18 protein-coding genes and 1 pseudogene are annotated in these 18,899 nt (G+C 74.0%); 9 read left to right on the top strand and 10 right to left on the bottom strand.

Translation table 11 applies throughout. The features are described from left to right. Positions 1-159: 159 nt before the first annotated feature. The 4 genes from B124_RS14035 (at position 160) to B124_RS14020 (ending at position 4,089) form a co-directional block, all read left to right on the top strand. Entirely contained in the window at positions 160-738 is a 579-nt protein-coding gene (locus B124_RS14035; RefSeq protein WP_496503133.1) for a hypothetical protein, read from the top strand. Between the two features lie 57 nt (positions 739-795). Beyond that, on the top strand, positions 796-1,239 hold the full coding sequence (locus tag B124_RS14030) for a GNAT family N-acetyltransferase (RefSeq protein ID WP_496503132.1): 444 nt from the start codon (positions 796-798) through the stop codon (positions 1,237-1,239). A 275-nt stretch (positions 1,240-1,514) separates the two neighbouring features. Further along, positions 1,515-2,618, top strand: coding sequence for a hypothetical protein (locus B124_RS14025; RefSeq protein WP_496503131.1), 1,104 nt, complete (start codon positions 1,515-1,517; stop codon positions 2,616-2,618). Between the two features lie 271 nt (positions 2,619-2,889). After that, positions 2,890-4,089, top strand: coding sequence for an acyl-CoA dehydrogenase family protein (locus B124_RS14020; protein ID WP_496503130.1), 1,200 nt, complete (start codon positions 2,890-2,892; stop codon positions 4,087-4,089). A gap of 271 nt (positions 4,090-4,360) precedes the next feature. Here the strand turns inward: B124_RS14020 and B124_RS14015 are convergent, their stop codons facing one another. The 6 genes from B124_RS14015 to B124_RS13990 form a co-directional block, all read right to left on the bottom strand. Next, complete coding sequence (locus B124_RS14015; protein ID WP_496503129.1) at positions 4,361-4,969, bottom strand: GAF domain-containing protein; 609 nt, start codon at positions 4,967-4,969, stop codon at positions 4,361-4,363. Next, complete coding sequence (locus tag B124_RS14010; protein WP_496503128.1) at positions 4,966-5,643, bottom strand: GTP-binding protein; 678 nt, start codon at positions 5,641-5,643, stop codon at positions 4,966-4,968. The genes B124_RS14015 and B124_RS14010 overlap by 4 nt, the downstream gene beginning before the upstream one ends. After that, positions 5,621-5,962, bottom strand: a complete 342-nt coding sequence (locus tag B124_RS14005; RefSeq protein ID WP_496503127.1) for a DUF742 domain-containing protein — start codon at positions 5,960-5,962, stop codon at positions 5,621-5,623. Before B124_RS14005 ends, B124_RS14010 begins: the two co-directional genes overlap by 23 nt. 28 nt (positions 5,963-5,990) lie before the next feature. Further along, a complete protein-coding gene (locus B124_RS14000; RefSeq protein ID WP_496503126.1) occupies positions 5,991-6,395 on the bottom strand; it encodes a roadblock/LC7 domain-containing protein in 405 nt (134 codons plus the stop codon). After that, positions 6,392-8,395, bottom strand: a complete 2,004-nt coding sequence (locus B124_RS13995; protein WP_496503125.1) for a sensor histidine kinase — start codon at positions 8,393-8,395, stop codon at positions 6,392-6,394. Before B124_RS13995 ends, B124_RS14000 begins: the two co-directional genes overlap by 4 nt. Before the next feature lie 247 nt (positions 8,396-8,642). After that, a complete protein-coding gene (locus tag B124_RS13990) occupies positions 8,643-10,400 on the bottom strand; it encodes a hypothetical protein (RefSeq protein ID WP_496503124.1) in 1,758 nt (585 codons plus the stop codon). Between the two features lie 207 nt (positions 10,401-10,607). Between B124_RS13990 and B124_RS13985 the strand changes: the two are divergent. Next, positions 10,608-10,835: pseudogene (locus B124_RS13985) on the top strand (helix-turn-helix domain-containing protein); the annotation flags it as partial. Positions 10,836-10,994: 159 nt separating this feature from the next. Beyond that, positions 10,995-12,455, top strand: coding sequence for an NsdA family TPR-like regulatory protein (locus tag B124_RS13980; protein WP_496503173.1), 1,461 nt, complete (start codon positions 10,995-10,997; stop codon positions 12,453-12,455). A 27-nt stretch (positions 12,456-12,482) separates the two neighbouring features. Here the strand turns inward: B124_RS13980 and B124_RS13975 are convergent, their stop codons facing one another. Continuing rightward, positions 12,483-13,727, bottom strand: coding sequence for an NAD(P)/FAD-dependent oxidoreductase (locus tag B124_RS13975; protein WP_496503123.1), 1,245 nt, complete (start codon positions 13,725-13,727; stop codon positions 12,483-12,485). A 188-nt stretch (positions 13,728-13,915) separates the two neighbouring features. Here B124_RS13975 and B124_RS13970 point away from each other — a divergent pair, with 188 nt between their 5' ends. Next, the gene (locus B124_RS13970; RefSeq protein ID WP_496503122.1) at positions 13,916-14,347 is read left to right on the top strand and encodes a RidA family protein; all 432 of its coding nucleotides are present in this window, start codon (positions 13,916-13,918) and stop codon (positions 14,345-14,347) included. On the opposite strand, the gene B124_RS13965 is transcribed toward B124_RS13970, so the two are convergent. Further along, on the bottom strand, positions 14,342-15,553 hold the full coding sequence (locus B124_RS13965; protein ID WP_496503121.1) for an MFS transporter: 1,212 nt from the start codon (positions 15,551-15,553) through the stop codon (positions 14,342-14,344). The two genes, B124_RS13970 and B124_RS13965, sit on opposite strands and share 6 nt — an antisense overlap. 91 nt (positions 15,554-15,644) lie before the next feature. Between B124_RS13965 and B124_RS13960 the strand changes: the two genes are divergently transcribed. Beyond that, entirely contained in the window at positions 15,645-16,271 is a 627-nt protein-coding gene (locus B124_RS13960; protein WP_496503120.1) for a helix-turn-helix domain-containing protein, read from the top strand. 27 nt (positions 16,272-16,298) lie between these two features. Here the strand turns inward: B124_RS13960 and B124_RS13955 are convergent, their stop codons facing one another. After that, positions 16,299-16,856, bottom strand: a complete 558-nt coding sequence (locus B124_RS13955; RefSeq protein WP_496503119.1) for a CGNR zinc finger domain-containing protein — start codon at positions 16,854-16,856, stop codon at positions 16,299-16,301. A gap of 26 nt (positions 16,857-16,882) precedes the next feature. Between B124_RS13955 and B124_RS13950 the strand changes: the two genes are divergently transcribed. Beyond that, the gene (locus B124_RS13950; RefSeq protein WP_496503118.1) at positions 16,883-18,142 is read left to right on the top strand and encodes an MFS transporter; all 1,260 of its coding nucleotides are present in this window, start codon (positions 16,883-16,885) and stop codon (positions 18,140-18,142) included. Between the two features lie 75 nt (positions 18,143-18,217). On the opposite strand, the gene B124_RS13945 is transcribed toward B124_RS13950, so the two are convergent. Next, on the bottom strand, positions 18,218-18,859 hold the full coding sequence (locus tag B124_RS13945; RefSeq protein ID WP_496503117.1) for a gamma carbonic anhydrase family protein: 642 nt from the start codon (positions 18,857-18,859) through the stop codon (positions 18,218-18,220). Between the last annotated feature and the right edge of the window lie 40 nt (positions 18,860-18,899).

The following is an 18,899-nucleotide window of genomic DNA, read 5'->3' as shown; positions in this document are numbered from 1 at the left end:
TCGCGGTGGCGGCGCAGATACTGGCGTACGCGGGCCTCAGCCGCGGGCCGGGGACGTGACGTCCGCTGCTACGGGACTTGCGCGGTCGGGGCAGAATCGTCCGGAGTGGGATCGGGGGCAGGGATGGGGAGGTCCGGGGTGCGTCGGGGTGCGGGTGTCGTGGTCGCCGTGTGTCTGGGTGCGGTCGTTGCCGCCGGGTGCGGCGAGGAGAGCGGGGCGGGGGCCGGTACGCCGTCGGGCAGCGGGTCACCGTCGACCGCGGAGGAGTACAACCGGGCCGCGCAGAAGGAGCACGACCGCGACTGGCCGGACATCGCCGCGAAGTGCCGCGACGTACAGCCGGAGCCGTCCGCAGAGCCGAGCGGTGACGGCGGCGACGGTCCCGGACCCGAGAACCCCAGGTACGCCGAGAACAACGCCTACAAGCAGACCACCGACGTCTCCCCCGCCGAGCAGTGCCGCGGCGAGGGCCACGCCGCTCTCATCAACGCCGCGCTCAAGGACGTCCCGCCCGCTGGCCTGAAGGACGAGCGGCGGCTCCAGGGCGTACTCGAAGACCTCGGCTACCCCGCGGACCGCATCCATGTGCAGCAGGCCGGCCCGTCCGCCGTCGGGTGGGACGTCTGGGTGGCCGGCGCCGGGCCGTGCATCAGCGGCAACACCGACTGGCCCGGCGAGATCGACGTGCACGGCGTGTACATGGAGGGCGGCTGCACCGAGCCCGTCGGCGGCCACTGAGCTCCGCCGCGGTCAGCGCGGTTGACGCGCGGGGCGTCCGCACGGTTGGCTTCCGGGGTGTCCGATCTACGTTTCGTGCAGCCGGTCGACGACGACGCGCTGCGGGACTGGTGCCACGTCCACAACGTGACCATCCCGACGCATCACCTGTCCCTGGACGACGTACGGGAGCGTGCGCGCCGTCACCATCTTGAGGTCGCCTATCTCGGCGACGAGCTCGTCGGCTCCAGCACCGTGCGCCCGCCCGAGGACGGCTCGCGCACCGCCACCGTCATCGCCCGCGTCCTCGACCCCTACCGCTGCCGGGGCATCGGCGAGGAGTTGTTCGTGCGGGGGCTGTACAAGGCGTGGGAGCTGGACGCCGTGGAGGTCCAGACGGTGGTGCTGTCGTCGAACAAGAGCGGGCTGCGGTTCGCGCGCAAGCACGGCTTCGTCGAGACCGAGCGCTACGTGCTGCCGGGCGAGACCGTCCCCTGGGTCGACATGAAGCTCGTGTCCTAGCCTCTGCCCCGACGAGCCGGGCTGCCTTCCGTACGGGCCGGGCCCCGCCTCTCACCGCCGTGAGCGCAGGTGTACGCGGACATCCCACACCCGCCCCCGCCCCCCGGTCCGCTTCGGCCCGGCCACCGTGACCGCCCCTCCCGCCGCCCGACGTGAGATGTCCGCACCACGGAACGTACGCGCGTCCTTCGGGGAGGGGTCCCCGGTCACTGCCGGCGCCGATGCCGGCGCCGGCAGCCGTGCCGTTGTCAGTGGCGGCGTGCAGACTTGGGCCCATGGAGACGGTGTACAGCGGCGAACTCCCCGTCAGCTACATGCAGTTCTACGTGGACAGCAGACGGGACGACGTGGAAACGCCGTGGGACGCGCGCGCCGGGCAGCGCAACGGGCTGTGCGGGGCCGCCGTGCCCGGGTATCTGTTCCTGACCACCGGGCTGCACACCGGCCGGGTGGGGCTGACCGTCGAGGTGCACGAGGAGGAGCCGCCCGTAGCGCAGGAGTGGGAGGAGGTCGTCGAGGTCTCCTTCCGGCCCGCCTCGCCGACGGTGTCGGTGATCCCCTGGGGCGACGGGGAGCTGTGCGCGGCGCAGTTGGCGCAGACGGACCACCGGGTGCGGTACTGCGCGCGCGGCATGGACGTGGACCCCGACGCGGAGACGGCCGTCCTCGACGGCGGCCCGCCCGTCGACTACTACCTGCTCCAGTTCTGGCCCGCCCCGCCCGCCCCGGAGCGGATCGTCCGCCAGACCTCCCGCACCGCCGCGTACTGGCACGAGTGCGCCCGCAAGCAACCCCCGCCGCCCACGCCCGAGGAGCAGGCCTCGGCCGAGCGCCGCAAACGGGAGGCGAAGTTGCGCGCTCGCGCGGAAGCCCGCGAGGAGGTGGAGCGGCAGCGGTGGGGCGGGCGGATACCCAGCGAGCGAGTACGGGCCGCCGGGGGCAACGTGATGCTGCTCGTCAGGCTCGACCGCGACCTCATCGACGATGTCGACGCCGCGGGCCCCGCGGCGCAGCGGGACCTCGCCCGATGGGCCGCGCGCCGGGCGCTGACCGCGGCCGGGCTCGACCGCGTCGGGTGGATAGCCGCCGGTCTCGACGCCCTGGACCGGGGGGAGGACCTGCCCGTGCCGCTCGACGCCCTGGACCGGGCCTTCGAACTGCTCTTCGCCGACCCCGACGTCCCGCAGACGCTCGTGGACTCCTATGACGGCCGGCACGACAACGTGCTGCAGCAGGCCATGGCGCTCCCCGCGCTCTTCGGCGCCGCGGAGGCGAATCCGCTCCGGGCGGCGCTGGACGCCCTCTCGCACGCGGCCGTGACCTGGGGCAGCGCGTACCCGGAGCTGTTCGCCGAGGCCCGCGCCCGGCTGTCGCCCTGACGCCCGGTCGCTGCCGGCCGACAGGGGGCCGTTAGGGGGGCGTTCGGGCCTGCCGGGCTGCCGGACGAATGGCCCGTAGCGCGCATACGAGGCGGGTGCGGAGCGCGACGGAGCGTGCACGGGGAGGTGAACGACCCGTAAGCGAGTGTTTCGCGGTGCTGCGGCGATGGCGATGAATCACCACCGTGGGTAGGGGCCCTACCCGGCTCTGTCACCACAGGCCCACGCCGACCTGCTCACCCCACCCTGCACGCGAGAAGGCGAGACTCAGATGGACGGATACTTCCTCACGGAGCGTCATATACGGCTCAGGGAGGAGGTCCGCACCTACGCGGAGCGCGAGGTCCGGCCCCGTATCGCGGGCATGGAGGAGTCGCGGAGCGTGCAGTACGAGCTCTCCCGCGACATCGCCCGGCAGGGCTGGCTCGGCGTCACCATCGAGGCCGAGTACGGCGGGATGGAGCTGGGGCACCTCGCCAAAACGATCGTGATCGAAGAGCTGTCGCGCGTGAACGCCGCCATGGGCGCGATGGTGCAGGCATCGCAGCTCGGCGTCGCGAAGATCGTGCACTATGGCAGCCCCGTGCAGAAGAAGACGTGGCTCCCGCTGATCTGCGCCGGCGTCTGCATGCCGACCATAGCCGTCACCGAGCCCACCTCCGGCAGCTACGTGCTGGGGATGTCGGCGCACGCGGAGCGGGTCGGCGACGACTACATCGTCAACGGCCGCAAGGTCTTCGTCGGCAACAGCCACGTCGGCGATCTCCACGGCGTCGTCGTACGCACCGGTCCCGGCTCCCAGGGCCTGTCCGCACTGCTCGTGGAGGCCGACCGCCCCGGCTGCACGCTCGGCCCGCACCGGCCCTCCATGGGCCTGCACGGCTTCAGCTTCGGCGAGGTGATCTTCGACAACTGCCGGGTGCCGGCGGCGAACCTGCTGGGGCGGGAGGGCGACGGGCTGTCGGTCGCGTACTCCTCCAGCGTCCTGTACGGCAGGCCCAACCTCACCGCCGTCGCGCTGGGCATCCACCGGGCGCTGGTGGAGGAGACCACCGCCTTCGCCGCCCGGCAGATACGCTACGGCCGGCCGCTGGCGGAGCTGGGCACCGTCAAGCAGCGGCTGGGGGAGATGCAGTCGCGGCTGATGACCGCCCGGCTGGCCGCGTACCACGCGACGCACCTGCTGGACCGGGGGCTGCCGTGCGACGCGGAGCTGCAGAACGCCAAGCTGGTCAACGTCGAGTCCGCGCTCGACTCGGCCCGTACGGCGATGGAGGTGCACGGCGCCTGCGGGCTCTACCCGGAGATGGCCGTGGAGCGGTATCTGCGCGACGCGTACCACGTGTTGCCGCCGGCGGGCACGTCCGACGTGCAGCGGCTGCGGCTGGCGGAGGTGGCGCTCGGCGACGACCACGAGCCGTGGTCGTCGCGCCTGGCGCCGGACACGATGGCGTCCCGCCAGGTGGTGTGAGGGATCGGGGCCCCGGGGCGCGCAGGCCGGGGGGAGCGCCCTCGGCGTGGGCCTCGTAACAGAACGGGAAGCCCGCGATCCGCGCGCACGGGAGGAGACACCGGCGATCGGGGCGCCGGGCCTCTCCGAGGAGGCCGTGATCGGCGCGCACGGGGGCGCACGCCCCCGGACCGTCCGGTCAGCCTGAGCGCGGGGAGCGCCGGGAGCGCGGGCGCAGGTGCGCGGGGGCCCGGGGGGCGCGCCAGCCCCCCGGACGGCCCCCGCGGGGCGGTCAGCTCGCCCCGCGGCTGCGCTCCTCAAGGATGTCCATCAGCGAACGGGCCTGGGTCTTGATGAACTCCAGCCCCTCCTGCGCCTGCCGCCCCCACGGGCGCGGCTCGGTGTCCACCACGCACACCGTGCCCAGCGTCACGTCGGTCACCGGGTCGATGAGCGGCGCGCCCATGTAGGTGCGGATGCCGATCTGGTCCACCACCGGGTTGCCCGCGAAGCGGGGGTACGCGCACACGTCGGGCAGCACGAGCGCGGTGCGCCGGCCGACGACGTGCGGGCAGTAGCCGTGGTCGCGGTCCATGATCCGGCTGACCTCCGGCTTGCCCTGCTGGTCCGCGAGGGTGGGGTCGGCCAGGTCGGCGGGCGGCGCGTACAGGCCGGAGAAGTACTGGTGGTCGGTGATGAGGTTGACCATCGCGTACGGGGTCCCGCCCAGCTGGGCCAGCGAGGCGGCACCCTCGGCGAGGCGGGCGGCGAAGGCGTCGAACTCCGGGTCCGGGCGGTCGCCGAGGCCGAGTTCGTGCAGCCGCTGCTTGCGCTGCTCCAGCTCCGGGTCCTGCTCCTCGTCGGTCAGAATGCGGGAGGTGTGGTAGTCGAAGGTCGTCATGCGGGGCTCCTCGGTGGGGAGGTGGGCACGGGCTGTGCGGGCTCGGCCGCGGACGCTGCCGCGGCCTCGGGCTCCGGTGCTGCCGGGGCCCCGGCCCTGGCCGCCACGGAGCGGGCGTGCGCGTGCTCGACCAGCTTGATGAGCAGGTGGCGCGCCGAGCTGGTGGCGCGGGCGTCGCAGCACAACACCGGGGTGTCGCTGCGCAGATGGAGCGCGGCCTTCACCTCGTCCGGGGTGTAGTGGTAGGCGTCGTCGAACTCGTTGACGCCCACCACGAAGGGCAGGCCGCGCCGTTCGAAGTACTCGACGGCCGCGAAGCAGTCGGCGAGCCGCCGGGTGTCGGCGAGGACGACGGCGCCGATGGCGCCGCTGGCGAGGTGGTCCCACATGAACCAGAACCGCTTCTGGCCCGGCGTGCCGAACAGCAGCAGCATCAGGTGGTGGGCGCTGAGGGTGATGCGGCCGAAGTCCATGGCGACCGTGGTCGCCTCTTTCTCCGGCACCCCGTCCAGGCTGTCGTGATTGACGCTCGCGGCGGTCAGCGTCTCCTCGGTCGTCAGCGGCGGGATCTCGCTCACCGCACCGACCAGCGTGGTCTTGCCGACGCCGAACCCGCCGGCTATCACGATCTTCAGCGGGACGAAGGAGTCGTCAGAGATTGCGTAGTCCGACAAGGACCTTCTCCAGTAGGTATGGGTCGGTGGGGTCGGGCGGGCCCGCGGGCGCCGTCAGGATGAGCGCGCAGGTGTCGAGCAGGTCGCACAGCAGGATCTTGGTCACCGCCACCGGCAGCCCCAGCCGGCCGGCCACCTCCGCCACCGAGCGCGGGCCGGCGCGGCACTCCCGCAGCGTCTCGTCGTGCTCCGGCGTCAGCGCCACCCGGGGCAGTGTCCGGGCGGCGATGACCAGGGTCTCCAGGGCCAGGCTGCGGGTCGGCGCGGTACGCCCGCCGGTGACCGCGTACGGGCGTAACCGCGGGGCTCCGTCCTCCACCCAGGGAGCGTCGTCGTACGACGTCATGTCACCGGGCGGGGCCGGGGGCCGCGGTCGCGGCGAGCCGCGCGGGCGAGGTGAGGTGGGTGGGCACGCGTTTGACCAACTGGCCCATCTCGTAGCCGATCACGCCCAGGTCCGCATCCGGCTCGGCGAGCACCGCCAGGACGGCGCCGGGGCCGGCGGCCATCACGCACAGCACGACGTCCTCGTGCTCCACTAGCACTTGGCGCACGCCGCGCGCGGTGCCGGTGCCGATGCCCCCGCCGAGCGAGAAGAGCCCGGTGGCCACCGCGGCGAGCCGGTCGGCGGCGGCGGTGTCGAGGTCGTGGGCGTGCATGCGCACGCCGTCGGTCGAGGCGACGACGGCGCTGCGGGCGCTGGCGACCTGCTGGACGAAGTTGGCCAGAAGCCAGTCGAGGCTTTCGCTCACGAAGACGGGCCTTCCGTGGATCGGTGCTGGTGCGTGGGGGCGGAACCGGTCTGTTCTGCGACGTGACCGGCGGGGGGCTCGCCGTCCTCCGCGGCGCGGGAGCCGGCGGCGAAGCTGGCCATGAGGCCGGTGTTGAGGGGGCTGACGGTGGGTGCGGAGCTGCCGGTGGCGGCGGCGGGAGTGGGGGCGGCGGGTTCACGGCGCAGCTCGGGCACGAGGTGGCTGCCGGAGCGCTCGGGCAGCGGGGGGCGCTGCCCGGCGGGGGGCGCCGCCGGCGCGGGGGCGGCGGCGTGGCGGGGGGTGTAGCCGGAGGTGGGCGCGGGGGTGTGCGCGGCGGCGTCGGGGTGGGCGGAGGCGGGCGCCGGGTGGGCGGGGGTGCGCTCGTGGGCGGCGGTGCGCTCGTACGGGGCGGTGGTCTCGTACTCCGTGCCGTCGTAGGCGGGGGTGGAGTCGTACGCGGCGAGGGGGTCGGGGGCGCCGGGGGTCTCGTGGGCGCCGGTGCGCCGGTGGGCGCCGGGGGTCTCGTGGGCGCCCTGCTGCCGTTGCCGTGCCACGCCGTTGACGGACCCGGACCCGGACCCGGACGCGGACCCGGATACGGACCCGGCGGACAGCGGCGCCGCGGCGGCGCTCGCGACGGCGGCCGGGCGGCGCTCGGCGGCATCGGCGGCGACGGCCGCGGGCTGCGGCTGCCGCTGCGGCTGCTGCGACTGCGGCTGTGACTGCGGCTGCTGCTGCGGCGACGCGGCCACCGCGGGCTGCTGCTCGCGGGCCGGGGCGGCGGCGCGGTCGCCCTTCTCCCCCGGGTCCATCAGCAGCGCGTTGGGCAGCAGCACGGTGGCGCGGGCGCCACCGTAGACGTTGCGCTGCAACTGGACGGGGATCCGGTGCCGGCGCGCGAGGTGGGCGACGACGAGCAGGCCGATGCGCCCGTCCTTGATCTGCTCGTCCACGACCTGCGGGGTGTTCCGGCTCAGCAGCGCGTTCATCCGGTCCTGCGTGTCGGGCTGGAGGCCAAGACCGCGGTCGTCGATCTCCACGACGAGACCCGCCGCGGCCGGCTCGACGCGCAGCTCGACCTTGGTCTCGGGCGGGGAGAACCCGGCGGCGTTCTCGACGAGTTCGGCGATCAGGTGGATGACGTCGGGGGCGACGGCACCCTCCAGGACGCCGGTCATCGGCGGCACCAGCTTGACCCGCCCGTAGTCCTCGACCTCCGAGACCGCCGAGCGCAGCACGGCGTTCACCGGCATCGGCCGGCTGATGCGGCGCGGCACGGCGCCGCCGAGGATCGCCAGGCTCTCCACCTGGCGGCGCAGCCGGGTGACGAGGTGGTCGAGCTGGAAGAGGCCGTGCAGCAGGTCCGGGTCCTCGACCCGCTTCTCCAGCCCGTCCAGCTCGTCCAGGGAGCGGATGACGAGGTTCTGCAGCCGGCGGGCGAGGTTGACGAAGACCTCGATGCGCCCGCGGGACGAGACGTCCACGACGGCCTTGAGGGCGGCGTGCACGGTGGCGTGCACCAGCCGCTCCACCGTCTCGGGGGTGACGTCTGCGCCGGTGCGGGCCGCAGGGGCAGCGGATGAGAGCGACAGCGCGTCGGGCTCGGGGCGTTCGCCGCGCTGCGCCTGGTCGACCAGGCGCAGCAGCTCGCCCTGCGCGGCTTCGAGGAGGGCGGTCAGTTCCAGGTTGCGGTCGGTGCGGGCGGCGTCTTCGGCGTCCAGGGCGTCGGCGAGCGCGCCGATGCGGAGTATCGCCAGGACCGTGATGCCCACCACGGCCAGCACTCCGGCACCGATGATCATGCGGGTCTCGGCGCTCGTCGACCCGCCTATGAGCGCGCCGTACGTCGTGGCGCCGCCCACCAGCAGCGCGGCAGTCACCGGCAGCAGCGTGACCCGCCAGAGCCGGGCGCGCAGGGCGCGGCCCGCGCGGCGCCGCCGGGAGGGGAGCCGGCCCTGGCGGGGGCCGGTGTTCCCGGCGCGAGCGGGGTGGTCGGACATGGGCTTCCTCGCTGGATGGGCCGTACGGGGACAGCGCTGTCAGCATCTGGCTGCGCTGTCGCACGGCGTCGTGCGGCGTTTCTTCCGGCCGTCTGCCGGGCAGTGCGCACGCGGCGCACACACATCGGATGGTCACCGTGGTCTCAACGGCACCGTGAGCCACACCTACATTGCTCAGCGGCGGGTGTCGTTGCCACCGGTCCCGGGGGTCGTTTGGGGGTCGCTTCCCGGGGGTTCGCACAGGCGTTCATCTTCGCCCGCCACGCGGCCGGCCGGGCCGGAACTGCGTTCGGTTTCCGCCGGTCACGGCGCCGACGAGGGCGCCGAGGCGGCCGTCAGCCAGGTCGCTCCCGACGGGATCGCCCGGCCCCAGAGAACCGACGTAGCGCAGCACGCCGTCGAGTTCCTCCAGGCCGATCAGCCGGCTGCGCGGCCGGAGCATACCGGCGCTGCCGTAGCGCCCCAGCTCCGCGCACCGGGCGGTCAGCCAGGCCCAGTCGAGGTCCAGGTGGTCCGCGAGCCGGCGCAGCCGCTCCGCCGCCGTGGCGCCGTCGGTGACGCTGCGCGTGCGCGCGTGCCGTACGGAGTCGGCGTACGCGCGCAGCCGCGCCCAGTGGCTGGTGGTGTCGACCTGCCAGATGCCGTCCGTACGCAGCCAGTTGGCGATGGCGGCCCGCTCGCCCGGCAGCAGGGCGAACCCGTCCACCTGCGCGTACTCCGGCTCCGTGCACACCCACGTGGTCAGCCCGTGCTGCTCCAGCAGCGCCAGCGCCAGGAACAGCAGCGTGCGCTCGTAGCGCTCGCTGGTCTTGACAGCGTTGTCCGGCAGGCAGAAGACGTACCCGTACGGGCCGCCGGCGTCCGCAAGCGTGTCGCGCAGCGCGTGCAGGAAGTCGTGCTTGTGCCGGAAGAACAGCCACGCGGCGGCCTCTTCGCCGTACTGCTCGCGGGCCCAGAACACCGGCGGCTCACCGGCGCCTGCGGCGCGCAGCTCGCGCAGGATGTGCTGGTCGCAGACGTACGAGCCGAGCCACGCGGTGCCGACGTCGGACAGCTCCGGCATCGCCGAGCGGGCCACGGCCGAGCGCTCGCGGGTCAGGAAGTCGTCCAGCCCGGCGCGCTCCGCCTCCAGCACGGCGTCGTCGGCGAGGAGGCCGTCGTCGAGGTTGAGCACGGCCCACAGGACGGCGTACGTCAGGTCGTCGAGCCGGTACGCGCGCGGGATCGGCAGCACGTCCACCGGGTCGGCGGCGACGGGCTGCCGGGCGCGTACCGCGTCGAGCACGAACAGCCCCTCGCCGCGCCGCGCGCCGAGCGCGGCGAGCAGGAGCGCCCGGCGCGCGGGGCGGATGAAGTCGCGCAGGTGCGGGTGGTCGTCGGGCCCGATGACGACGCTGTCCGGGCCGGCCTCCGCCTCGTACAACTGGACGGCTACGGAGGTGCCGTCGAAGACGCGGTGGCCGTCGAACTGCCAGACCCCGCCGCCGCCGGGGGCCGGGGCGGTGGGCGAGAGGAAGGACGTGGACCAGGTGACGTCGAGCGCGCGGGCGGTGGCGAGGGAGGCGTCGTCGGGGAGGCGGGGCGTGGTGAACGTCCGCGTGGGCGCCGGGCCGAGGAGCGCGTCCACGTCGATGCCGAGCATGTGCTCCAGGACGGTGCCGGCGTTGCCGCGCGGGATCTGCTCCCCGGCGAGCCACCGCTTGAAGGTGGTGCTGGAGATGGTGAGTCTGGCGAGCCGCGGGTCGCCGTACTCGGCGGCGGCCTTGCGGGCGGCGTGCGTGTAGTGGACTTCGAACGTCGAGAATCTGGCCCAGCCGCGCTTGGCCAGCTCGACGCGGAGCAGCGTCGGCGGCGGTGGCGGTACGGGGCCGGGCTCCGGCTCCCGTAGAGCGTCCTCGGCATCGCCCGACACCTCGCCCGCGGCGGCGCCCGGGGCGGCGCCCCGGGTGGTGTCGACCGCGGAGTGGGGGGTGTGGCCGTCGGCGGGTGGTCCCGTCGTGGTCATATATGCGCTACCTCGATCTGCCGGCTCAGACCGGAACTTTACGCTCCGTAGCCTGCCGAATGGCATGTGCCAACAGTAAGTTCCGGGGGTATGCAGTGCGTTCACCGAAACGATGTTCATTAAATCGGGTGAACTTCCAGGTCGTTCCGGGGTCGTCCGGCGCCGAGCGCGCGGGGGTGCACGCCGTACGGGCAATAATCCGCGACCATGACGCGAGGCAGGCCCACGACTCGGTTGACATTAACGGACCGGGAACTCCACTTCCTCGAACACCTGGTCGCACAGAGCGCGACCCCGCCGAGGAGGCGGCTCCACTGCCGCATCGTGCTCGCGTGCGCCGCGGGGGAGACGAACGGGGAGGTGGCGGCACGATTCGGGATCACTCCCACGACGGTGTGCCGGTGGCGCAACCGGTTCGCGCGGGAGCGGCTGGGGGCGGTGCGGGGGGCCGTTCCCCGGGCCGCCGCCGGGGAGGGACCGGGCGGCGCGGAACGGGATCGGGGGATACGGGACCGGGCCCCGCGGGAACCGGACGGTCCGGCGGCGGGGGTACGGGCCGGGGCTCAGGCCGGGGCCGGCGCCGGGGGTGAACGCGTGCGTGTCAACATCCGGCTGGCCGCCCTCCTGCGCGAGTCGGGGCTCACCCCGACCTCCCTCGCCGCCCAGGTACGCGAGCTGGGCCGGCGCCGCGGCCTCGAACTGCGCTGCACGCACACCTACGTCAAGCGCTGGCTGCGCGGCAGCTTCGGCTCCTCCGTACCGCCCGAGCTGATCGCCGCCGTGTTCTCCCGCCGGCTCGGCCGGGACATCACCCCCGCCGACATCGCCGCCCCCGCCCCGGTCCCCGCCGGCTACGCCCTCTCCCCCACCGGCTACGCCCTCACTGGCGGGGGTGCCCCCATTGGCGGCGGCGCCCCCTCCCCCACCCGCTACGCCCCCGCCGGCGGGGGCGCCCCGACCCGCAGCCCCCTCCTCCCCGACGACATCGGACTGCGCGGCCCCTCGACGCCCCTCGGCGCCGTCCGCACCGCCGCCCGGCTCTGGGACGCCGACCCGCGCTACGCCCTGCCGCCGGTGACCGCCGCCGCCCTGCGGGACTCCGTCCGCCGGTGGCGCGGCGCCACCCCGCACGCGCCGCCGCAGCGCGCCCTCGGCTCGTACCGCGTCGGACAGCCCGACATCGCGCGGATCCACGCGCTGACCGAGCACCTGGCCATGCTCGACAACCGCTACGGCGGCGGCGCAGCCCGGTCGATCGCGATGACCCACCTGCGTACCGACGTACTGCCGATGCTCGAAGGCAGCTACACCGGCGCGGTCGGCCGCAACCTGTTCCGCGCCGCGGCCCTCGTCACCCACCACACCGCCCACCTGCTCTACGACACCCGGCGGCACGGCGCCGCCAGACGCTATCTGCGGCTCGCGCTCGACATGGCGTACCACGGCCACGACCGCGCGTTCGCCGCCAAGATCCTCGCGACCCTCGCCCACCAGGCCGTCCACCTCGGCGACTACCGCGAAGCCGTCGAACTCTCCGAAGCCGGCCTCGCCGAACCCGGGCTGACCCCCACCGGCCGGGCCGTGCTGCACGCGATGGCCGCCCGCGCGCACGCCCGGCTGCGCGACTCGCGGGCGAGCACGATCTCCCTCTCCCGCGCGGAGAGTTCCCTGTCCGCCGCCAGCCCCGCCCAGGAGCCGGTCTGGCTGCGCTACTTCAACGGCGCGGAGCTGCACGACGAGATCGCGCACTGCCTCGTCGACCTGCGGCAGGCGCGTGCGGCCCGGCCGCACGCGGAGCACGGCATCGCGGCCCGCACGGACCGGTACGCGCGGAGCATCGCGTTCACGCGCGTGGTGCTGGCCACGGCCTGGCTCCAGCAGCGGGAGGTCGAGCACGCCTGCCAGGTGGCGACGGGCGCGCTGCGGGCGGCGGAGGACATCCAGTCGGAGCGGATACGGGGCTATCTCGCCGGGTTCCGGGAGCGGCTGCGGCCGTTCAGGAACGTGGCGGCGGCGCGGGAGTTCTCGTACAAGGCGGCGCTGAAGCTGCGGTGACGAGTGGCTGCCGGACCTGCTCGGCGCTCACCGTACGAACCGGGCGGGCCGGTACGGCGCCAGCTCCGGCGCCTCCCGCCCGGTCAGCAACTCCCGCGCCACCAGCTCCCCCAGCCGCAGCGACAGGGTCATGCCGCTGTGTGTCACCACGGTGTAAAGACCCTCGGCCTCCGCGTGCCGGCCGACGATGGAGTTGTCGTCCGGCGGCAGCGGGCGCGTGCACACCCGGGCCCCGACGAGGCGGGCCGTCGTCGCGAGGGCGGGCAGCATGTCGCGGGCGCGGGCGTGGAGTTCGCGGGCGAGCGCGGCGACGCGGTCGGCGGGCGTGAGCCGGTCCACCTCCTCGTTGAGGTCCAGCGCCTCCAGGTAGACGCGCCCGCCGGCGAGCGGGCGGGCGTGCAGGCGCGGGCTGAGCACCATCCGGGTCAGCGGCGGTCCGGCGGCGGCGGCCGGCCGGAGGTGGGCCAGCAGCGTCGGCGCCGCGGAGCCCGGCGCGTCGCCGGGCACCAGCGGCACGTACGCGCCGGCCAGCGCGGCGAGCGCCGGGGTGCGCCAGCCGGCGCAGCACACCGCGACGTCCGCCGGCACCGTCTCGCCCCCGGCGCACCGCACGCCGCGCACCCGGCCGCCGGCGGTGTCGATGGCCACGACGCGGGCGGCCTCGCCGGTACGGACGTGGACGCCGCCGGCGCGGGCGGTCGCGAGGAGGTGGGCGACGAGCGGTCGCGGGTCGACGGCGGCCTCGTCGGGGAAGTACGCGACCTGGGCGGCGTCGTCGATACGCAGCACGGGCTCCAGCTCCCGGGCCCGGGGCACGGGGATCCACTCCGCGGCGTACCCCCAGTCCTGCAGCCGGGCGACGGTCTGGTGGAGCTGGTCGAGCCCGGCCCCGCCGGAGGCCCACCGCAGCGCACCCCCGGGCCGGTACCACCCGGCGCCGCCTCTGCCGCCGGCGCCGGGTCTGCCGCCGGCGCCGGGTCCGCCGCTGTCGTCGGGTCCGCCGCTGTCGTCGGCGTACGCGGCCGGGCCGGTCGCCCGCGCGAGGGCGGCGTGGGCACGCATGCCCGAGACCGCCAACTCGTGGTAGTGCCGCGGGCTCTTGGAGTGGGCGTTGATCCACGCCATGGAGCTGGCCGTGGTCCCGGCCCCCGGCTGCCCGCCGTCCAGCAGCCACACCTGCGCGGCTCTGCCCGTGCTCTCTCCCCCGCTGCCTCCCCCGCTGCCGAGCCGCGCCGCCAGCGCCGTACCGATCACGCCTGCACCGATCACCACAATGCGCACGATCAATTCGCCCCCGTTTCGCTCGTGCACCCCGTCTTTCCAGGTTGCCACCGAGGGGGCCGTAGCGCGGGGACAGAAAATGACGTGTCCGGATATCACCCGTGCCGTTCGAGAACGCAGGGTTCGCGCGGCAGGTAGTTTCGGGGGCGCGACCGCTGATCGAGAAGGGGAGCACGCGCATGCCGCAGCACATCGTCCGACCCGAGGGTTCTCCGCCGGTCAACGGCTACAGTCACACGGTGACGTTCACCGGCACCATGATCGCCGTCTCCGGCCAGGTGCCGCTGGACGAGGCCGGCCGCCTGGTGGGCGAGAACGACGCGGAGGCGCAGGTCCGCCAGGTGTTCGCGAACCTCACGACGGCACTGGAAGCGGCCGGTTCCGACCTGGCGCACGTGGTGAAGCTGACGGTCTACCTCACGGACCTCGCCGACCTGCCGGCGTTCCGCCGCGTACGCGACGAACTCCAGGACGCGGCACGCGCGCCGGCCAGCTCACTTGTCCAGGTGGCGGGGCTGGTGAACCCGGAGTTCCGGGTGGAGGTGGACGCGCTGGCGGTGGTGCCGGGTGAGACGGGGACGGTGGCGCCCCCGCCCGCCCGCGCGTCATGACGCGCGGCCCCGCTGTGCCCGGTCGACGAGGATCAGCGGCACCGAGCTGACGGCGAGGACGGCTCCGACGACACACACAGCGGTCAGTGCGGCTCCCTGGCCGAGCACGACGCCGGCGAGGGCGGGGGTGATGCTGATGCCCAGTTGGAACGCCGAGACCGTCGTGGCGCCGGCGAGGGTGGGCGCGTGCGCGGCGAGGGCGAACACGCGGCCGTAGACGGCCGGGTTCAGCACGAAGGCCGCGATGCCGAGCAGGAACGCCGTGGGCGCCGCCGCCCAGCTCCGCTCGATGGCGGGCACCATCACGAGCGACAGGACCCCGATGGCCGCGGCCCCGGTCAGCAGCGCGGTGTGGGGCCGCCTGTCGGAGATCCGGCCGCCGATGGACAGGCCGATGAACGCACCGGCCCCGAAGAGCGCGAGGACGGCCGGGATCCAGGCTTCGGGGAGGGCGGTGATGTCGGCGAGCATGGCGGCGAGGTAGTTGAAGGTGATCATGTATCCCGCGGTGGTGAGGATGGTGACCGCCCAGATCCCCCAGAGCCGCGGGTTGCGGATGCCGGCCAGCTCCTGCGTCACCCCCGGGCCGGCGGCCGAGGCATCTCCCGGGTCCACCTTCGGGATGACGAGCAGGCAGCCGGCGGCGCCGGCGAGAGTGAGCGCCACCACCGCCCAGAACCCCCCGCGCCACTGGGTGAAGTGGCTCACCAGCATGCCCGCGGGCCCGCCGGCGACCATGGCCACACTGAGGCCGCTGACCACGACCCCCGAGGCGCGGGCGTTCCGGTCCGGGGTGACGAGGCTGATGGCGGTCACCGTGGCGACGGCGAAGAAACCGGCGTACGCGACACCTGCGACCACCCTGGTGAGCAGCAGAACCGGGTAGTTGCCCAGCAGGCCGGCGGCGATGCTGGCCGCGAAAACCCCCTGGGCCGTCACCAGCGCGGTGCGCCGGGGCCAGCGCAGGCTGAGCACGGCGAAGGGCGGACCGCCGATCACGACGCCGAGAGCGAACCCGGTGATCAGGTATCCGGCCGAGGAGAGCGAGACGTCCAGGTCGGCTGCCACCGCCGGGAGGACCCCGGCCAGCAGGAACTCCGCGCTTCCCATGGCGAACAGGCAGAAGCCGAGCAGGTACACGCCTACGGGCAGGGCGCCGGCCCTCGGCCGCGGGGCCGCTTCGGCGGCCGTACCGGTTGTGTCCATGTGGATCACCTCCGACCAAAGAATCCGAAGGAGGCGCCGGAAACAGCAACTTTCGTTGCCATTTCCGGGACGGATTGCGAGACTGCCGGCCGTGGATGACCAGCCGACCGTCGGCGCCGTGATCGAGCAGATCGCTCCCCGGCTCCGCGACGCACGCGAGAAGAAGAACCTCAGCCTGGCCGGCCTCGCCCGCGCCACCGGCATCTCGACCAGCACCCTGTCCCGGCTCGAATCCGGCCAGCGCAAGCCCAGCCTGGAGCTGCTGCTCCCGGTCACGGCCGCGCTGGGTGTCCCGCTCGACGAGATCGTCGCCGCGCCGCGCGTCCTCGACCCGCGCGTACCGCAGCAAGCCACGAGGAGAGACGGCCGCGTGCTGATCCCGCTGTCGCGGCAGCAGGGCGAACCCCGCGCGTACAAGCTGGTGATCCCGGCCCACGACGAGGATCCGCACCTGCGGACGCACGCGGGCCACGAATGGCTCTACGTCCTGCGGGGGCGGCTGCGCGTACGGCTGGGCGACCAGGACTTCGTCATGGGCGCAGGTGAGGCGGCCGAGTTCGACTGCCGGATCCCGCACTGGTTCGGTGCGGCGGGAGGAGGGACCGTGGAGGTGCTCAGCCTCTTCGGGAAGTCAGGCGAACGGATCCACCTCCGGACGCCGCGCCGCCCGCCGACCGGCTCCGCTCGGGCGGAGGAATCCGGCCGTAACCCGCGGTAACCCGCCGCCAAAACCAACCCAAATCACCTACGCGGTCCGACTTTTGCCCACCGCCGCACGCCCACCGGCCACAGCCCGCGCCCGATGCCTGCGGACGGCGTCGCGGTTGGCGCAGCGCTGGGAGCAGTAGCGCTGCCGTCCGGTCCGTGAGGTGTCGGCGAAGGCCGTGTCGCACTCCGCCGTCTCGCAGCGCCGCAGCCGGTGCATGCCCCGGCCCGCGAGATGGAAGGCCGTACCGACCGCGAACAGCGTGAACAGTACGGAGCCGAGCGGCTGTTCCGCGTCGCGGTAGTGCAGGTGCCAGCCGGCGCCGGTGTGGGAGGTCAGCCGCGGGTAGGCGGCGGCCTCGGCCAGCATCCGGTTCAGCAGGCCGGCGCGCTCCTCCTCCCCGTCGGCGTCGACGACCCGCTCCCAGGCGTCGAGTGCGGACTGGGCGCGGCCGAGATCGTCCGCTGTTACGGGGCGCTCCAGTACGAGCCCGGCAGCCCGGCAGCGGTCCGCCAGCTCGTCCGCGCTCTCGGGCCGGTGGCTGGCCAGGTCTGCGGCCAGGTTCACCGCGTCTTCACCGTAAGGGTTGAGCAGCATAAGACCATTACAACAGGGTGGTCGGCATGACACAACAAACCGCCGGCCGCGCCGGCTCGCAGGCCCGCGACCCGTGGCGCTATCGCTGGATCGTGCTGGGCATCGCCACCTTCACCCAGGCCGCGTCCGGCTTCTTCACCGGCGGCATCGGAGCGCTCGGCGTCCACTTCCAGAGCGCCCTGGACCTGAGCGCGGCGCAGCTGGGTCTGCTGATCTCGGCGGCCCAGCTCGTACCGCTGGCCGGGCTGCTGGTGGCCGGCGAGCTGCTGGACCGCTGCAACGAGCGCTGGGTGGTCGGGATCGGGGCCGGCGTGGTCGGGCTTGCCCTGAGCGCGGGGAGCCTGGCGCCGGGATACCCGGCCCTGCTGGTCGCCCTGCTGGTGGTCGGCACGGGATACAGCACCGTCCAGCCGGGCGGGAGCAAGTCGGTGGCGTCGTGGTTCGACGCGTCACAGCGCGGCTTCGCCATGGGCATCCGGCAGGCCGGGCTCCCGCTGGGAGCGGCGCTCGCCTCGGCCGTACTGCCTCTCGTCGCCGAGGCGTACGGCTGGCGGGCGACGCTGCTGACCGGCGGCGTCGTCGCGCTGCTGGGAGCCGGCCTCTTCATGGCCTGCTACCGCCGGCCGCCCGCATCGCCAGCCCAACGGGAGAAGAAACCCCCGACCCCGCTCGGGGCGCAGCTCCGCGCCCGGCTGGGCATGATCCGTGAACCGTCCACGGTGAAGCTCCTGCTGTCGGGAACCAGCCTGATCTCGGTGCAGTACGGCGTGAGCATCCTGACGGTGCTCCACCTCCACCAGGCGGCATCGGTCGGCGCCGGAAAGGCGGCCCTGGTCCTGGTGGCCGCCCAGGGTGCGGGCGTCGCGGGCCGGATCTGCCTGGCGGCGTGGAGCGACCGGAGCAGGTTCGGACGCTACGCCGTCGTGCTGGTCTGCCTGGCCGCCGTGATCGCCGGGCTGGTCGTGCTGATGACACCGGCCGGGAGGACACCGGCCGTCGCCTCCGGCGTCTTCGTGTGGCTCGGTTTCTTCGGCTTCGGCTGGTACGGCCCGTGGGTCGTCTGCGTCACCGAAGCGGCCCCGCCGGGCAAGACCGGATTCGCGCTGGGCCTGGTCATGTCCGTCAACCAGCTCGCGATCGTCACGGTGCCGCCCGTGCTCGGCGCGCTGGTCGACCTCACCGGCAGCTTCACCCCGGCCTGGGCACTGCTGTCCCTGCTGGCGGCCGTCGCCTTGGGGGTCACGGGCCCGGGGCGTCCCCACTCCGGGGGAGGAATCCGGTCGTAACTCGCGGTAACCCGCCGCCAAAACCAACCCAAATCGCCCACGCAGCCCGACTTCCGCTCACCGCCGGACGAGGCGCTAGCCGAGATCCAGCACCTCGTCGTCCGCGTGCGCGCCGAACTCGGCAACGCGCACCTCCGCGACGCGCTCGTACCGGTTGATCCGGTCGGTCCACTCCGCATCGACACCGAACGCCACCTGCGCGAAACCCACCCGGCCGACGGCCTCGGCCAACCCCGGATCGCCAGCGGCCAGCAGCCGCACGGGCGCGTCAAGCGCCACGGTGTGCGGCGGCACGAAGTACTCGTCCGGCAGCACGGTGCGCGCGTGGACGAGCGCGGATACCGCGACAACCGAGCCGACCCCCAACCGCGCGCGCTGGAGCACCGTCGCCGCGGTCGCCACGTAGACGCACCTGCCGACTTCGCAACCCAGCAGCGTGGCATGCGGCCCCACGAAGACATGGTCCCCGACGAGCACCGGCTGATCGCCGGCGACGGCAGACCCGCGCAACACCGCGTTCTCGCAGATCACCGCCGCTTCCCCGACCTCGATCCGGGACCCCTCGGCATCGAGCACCGCTCCGTACATCACCCGCGCCCTCGGTCCCACGCGGACATCACCGACCAGCGTGGCCGTCGGGGCGACGTAGGCGGTGGGATGGACCTGCGGTTCACGCCCGCGATGCCGGATACGGATTCCCTGCGTTTCAGCGGTCATGAGCGGATTCTCGCCCGGCCGACGGCGGGCGTGCTGGCGG

This window comes from Streptomyces sp. CNP082, assembly GCF_059570535.1.
Note: the sequence above shows the minus strand (reverse complement) of the source record. Positions and strands in the feature narration are given on the sequence as shown.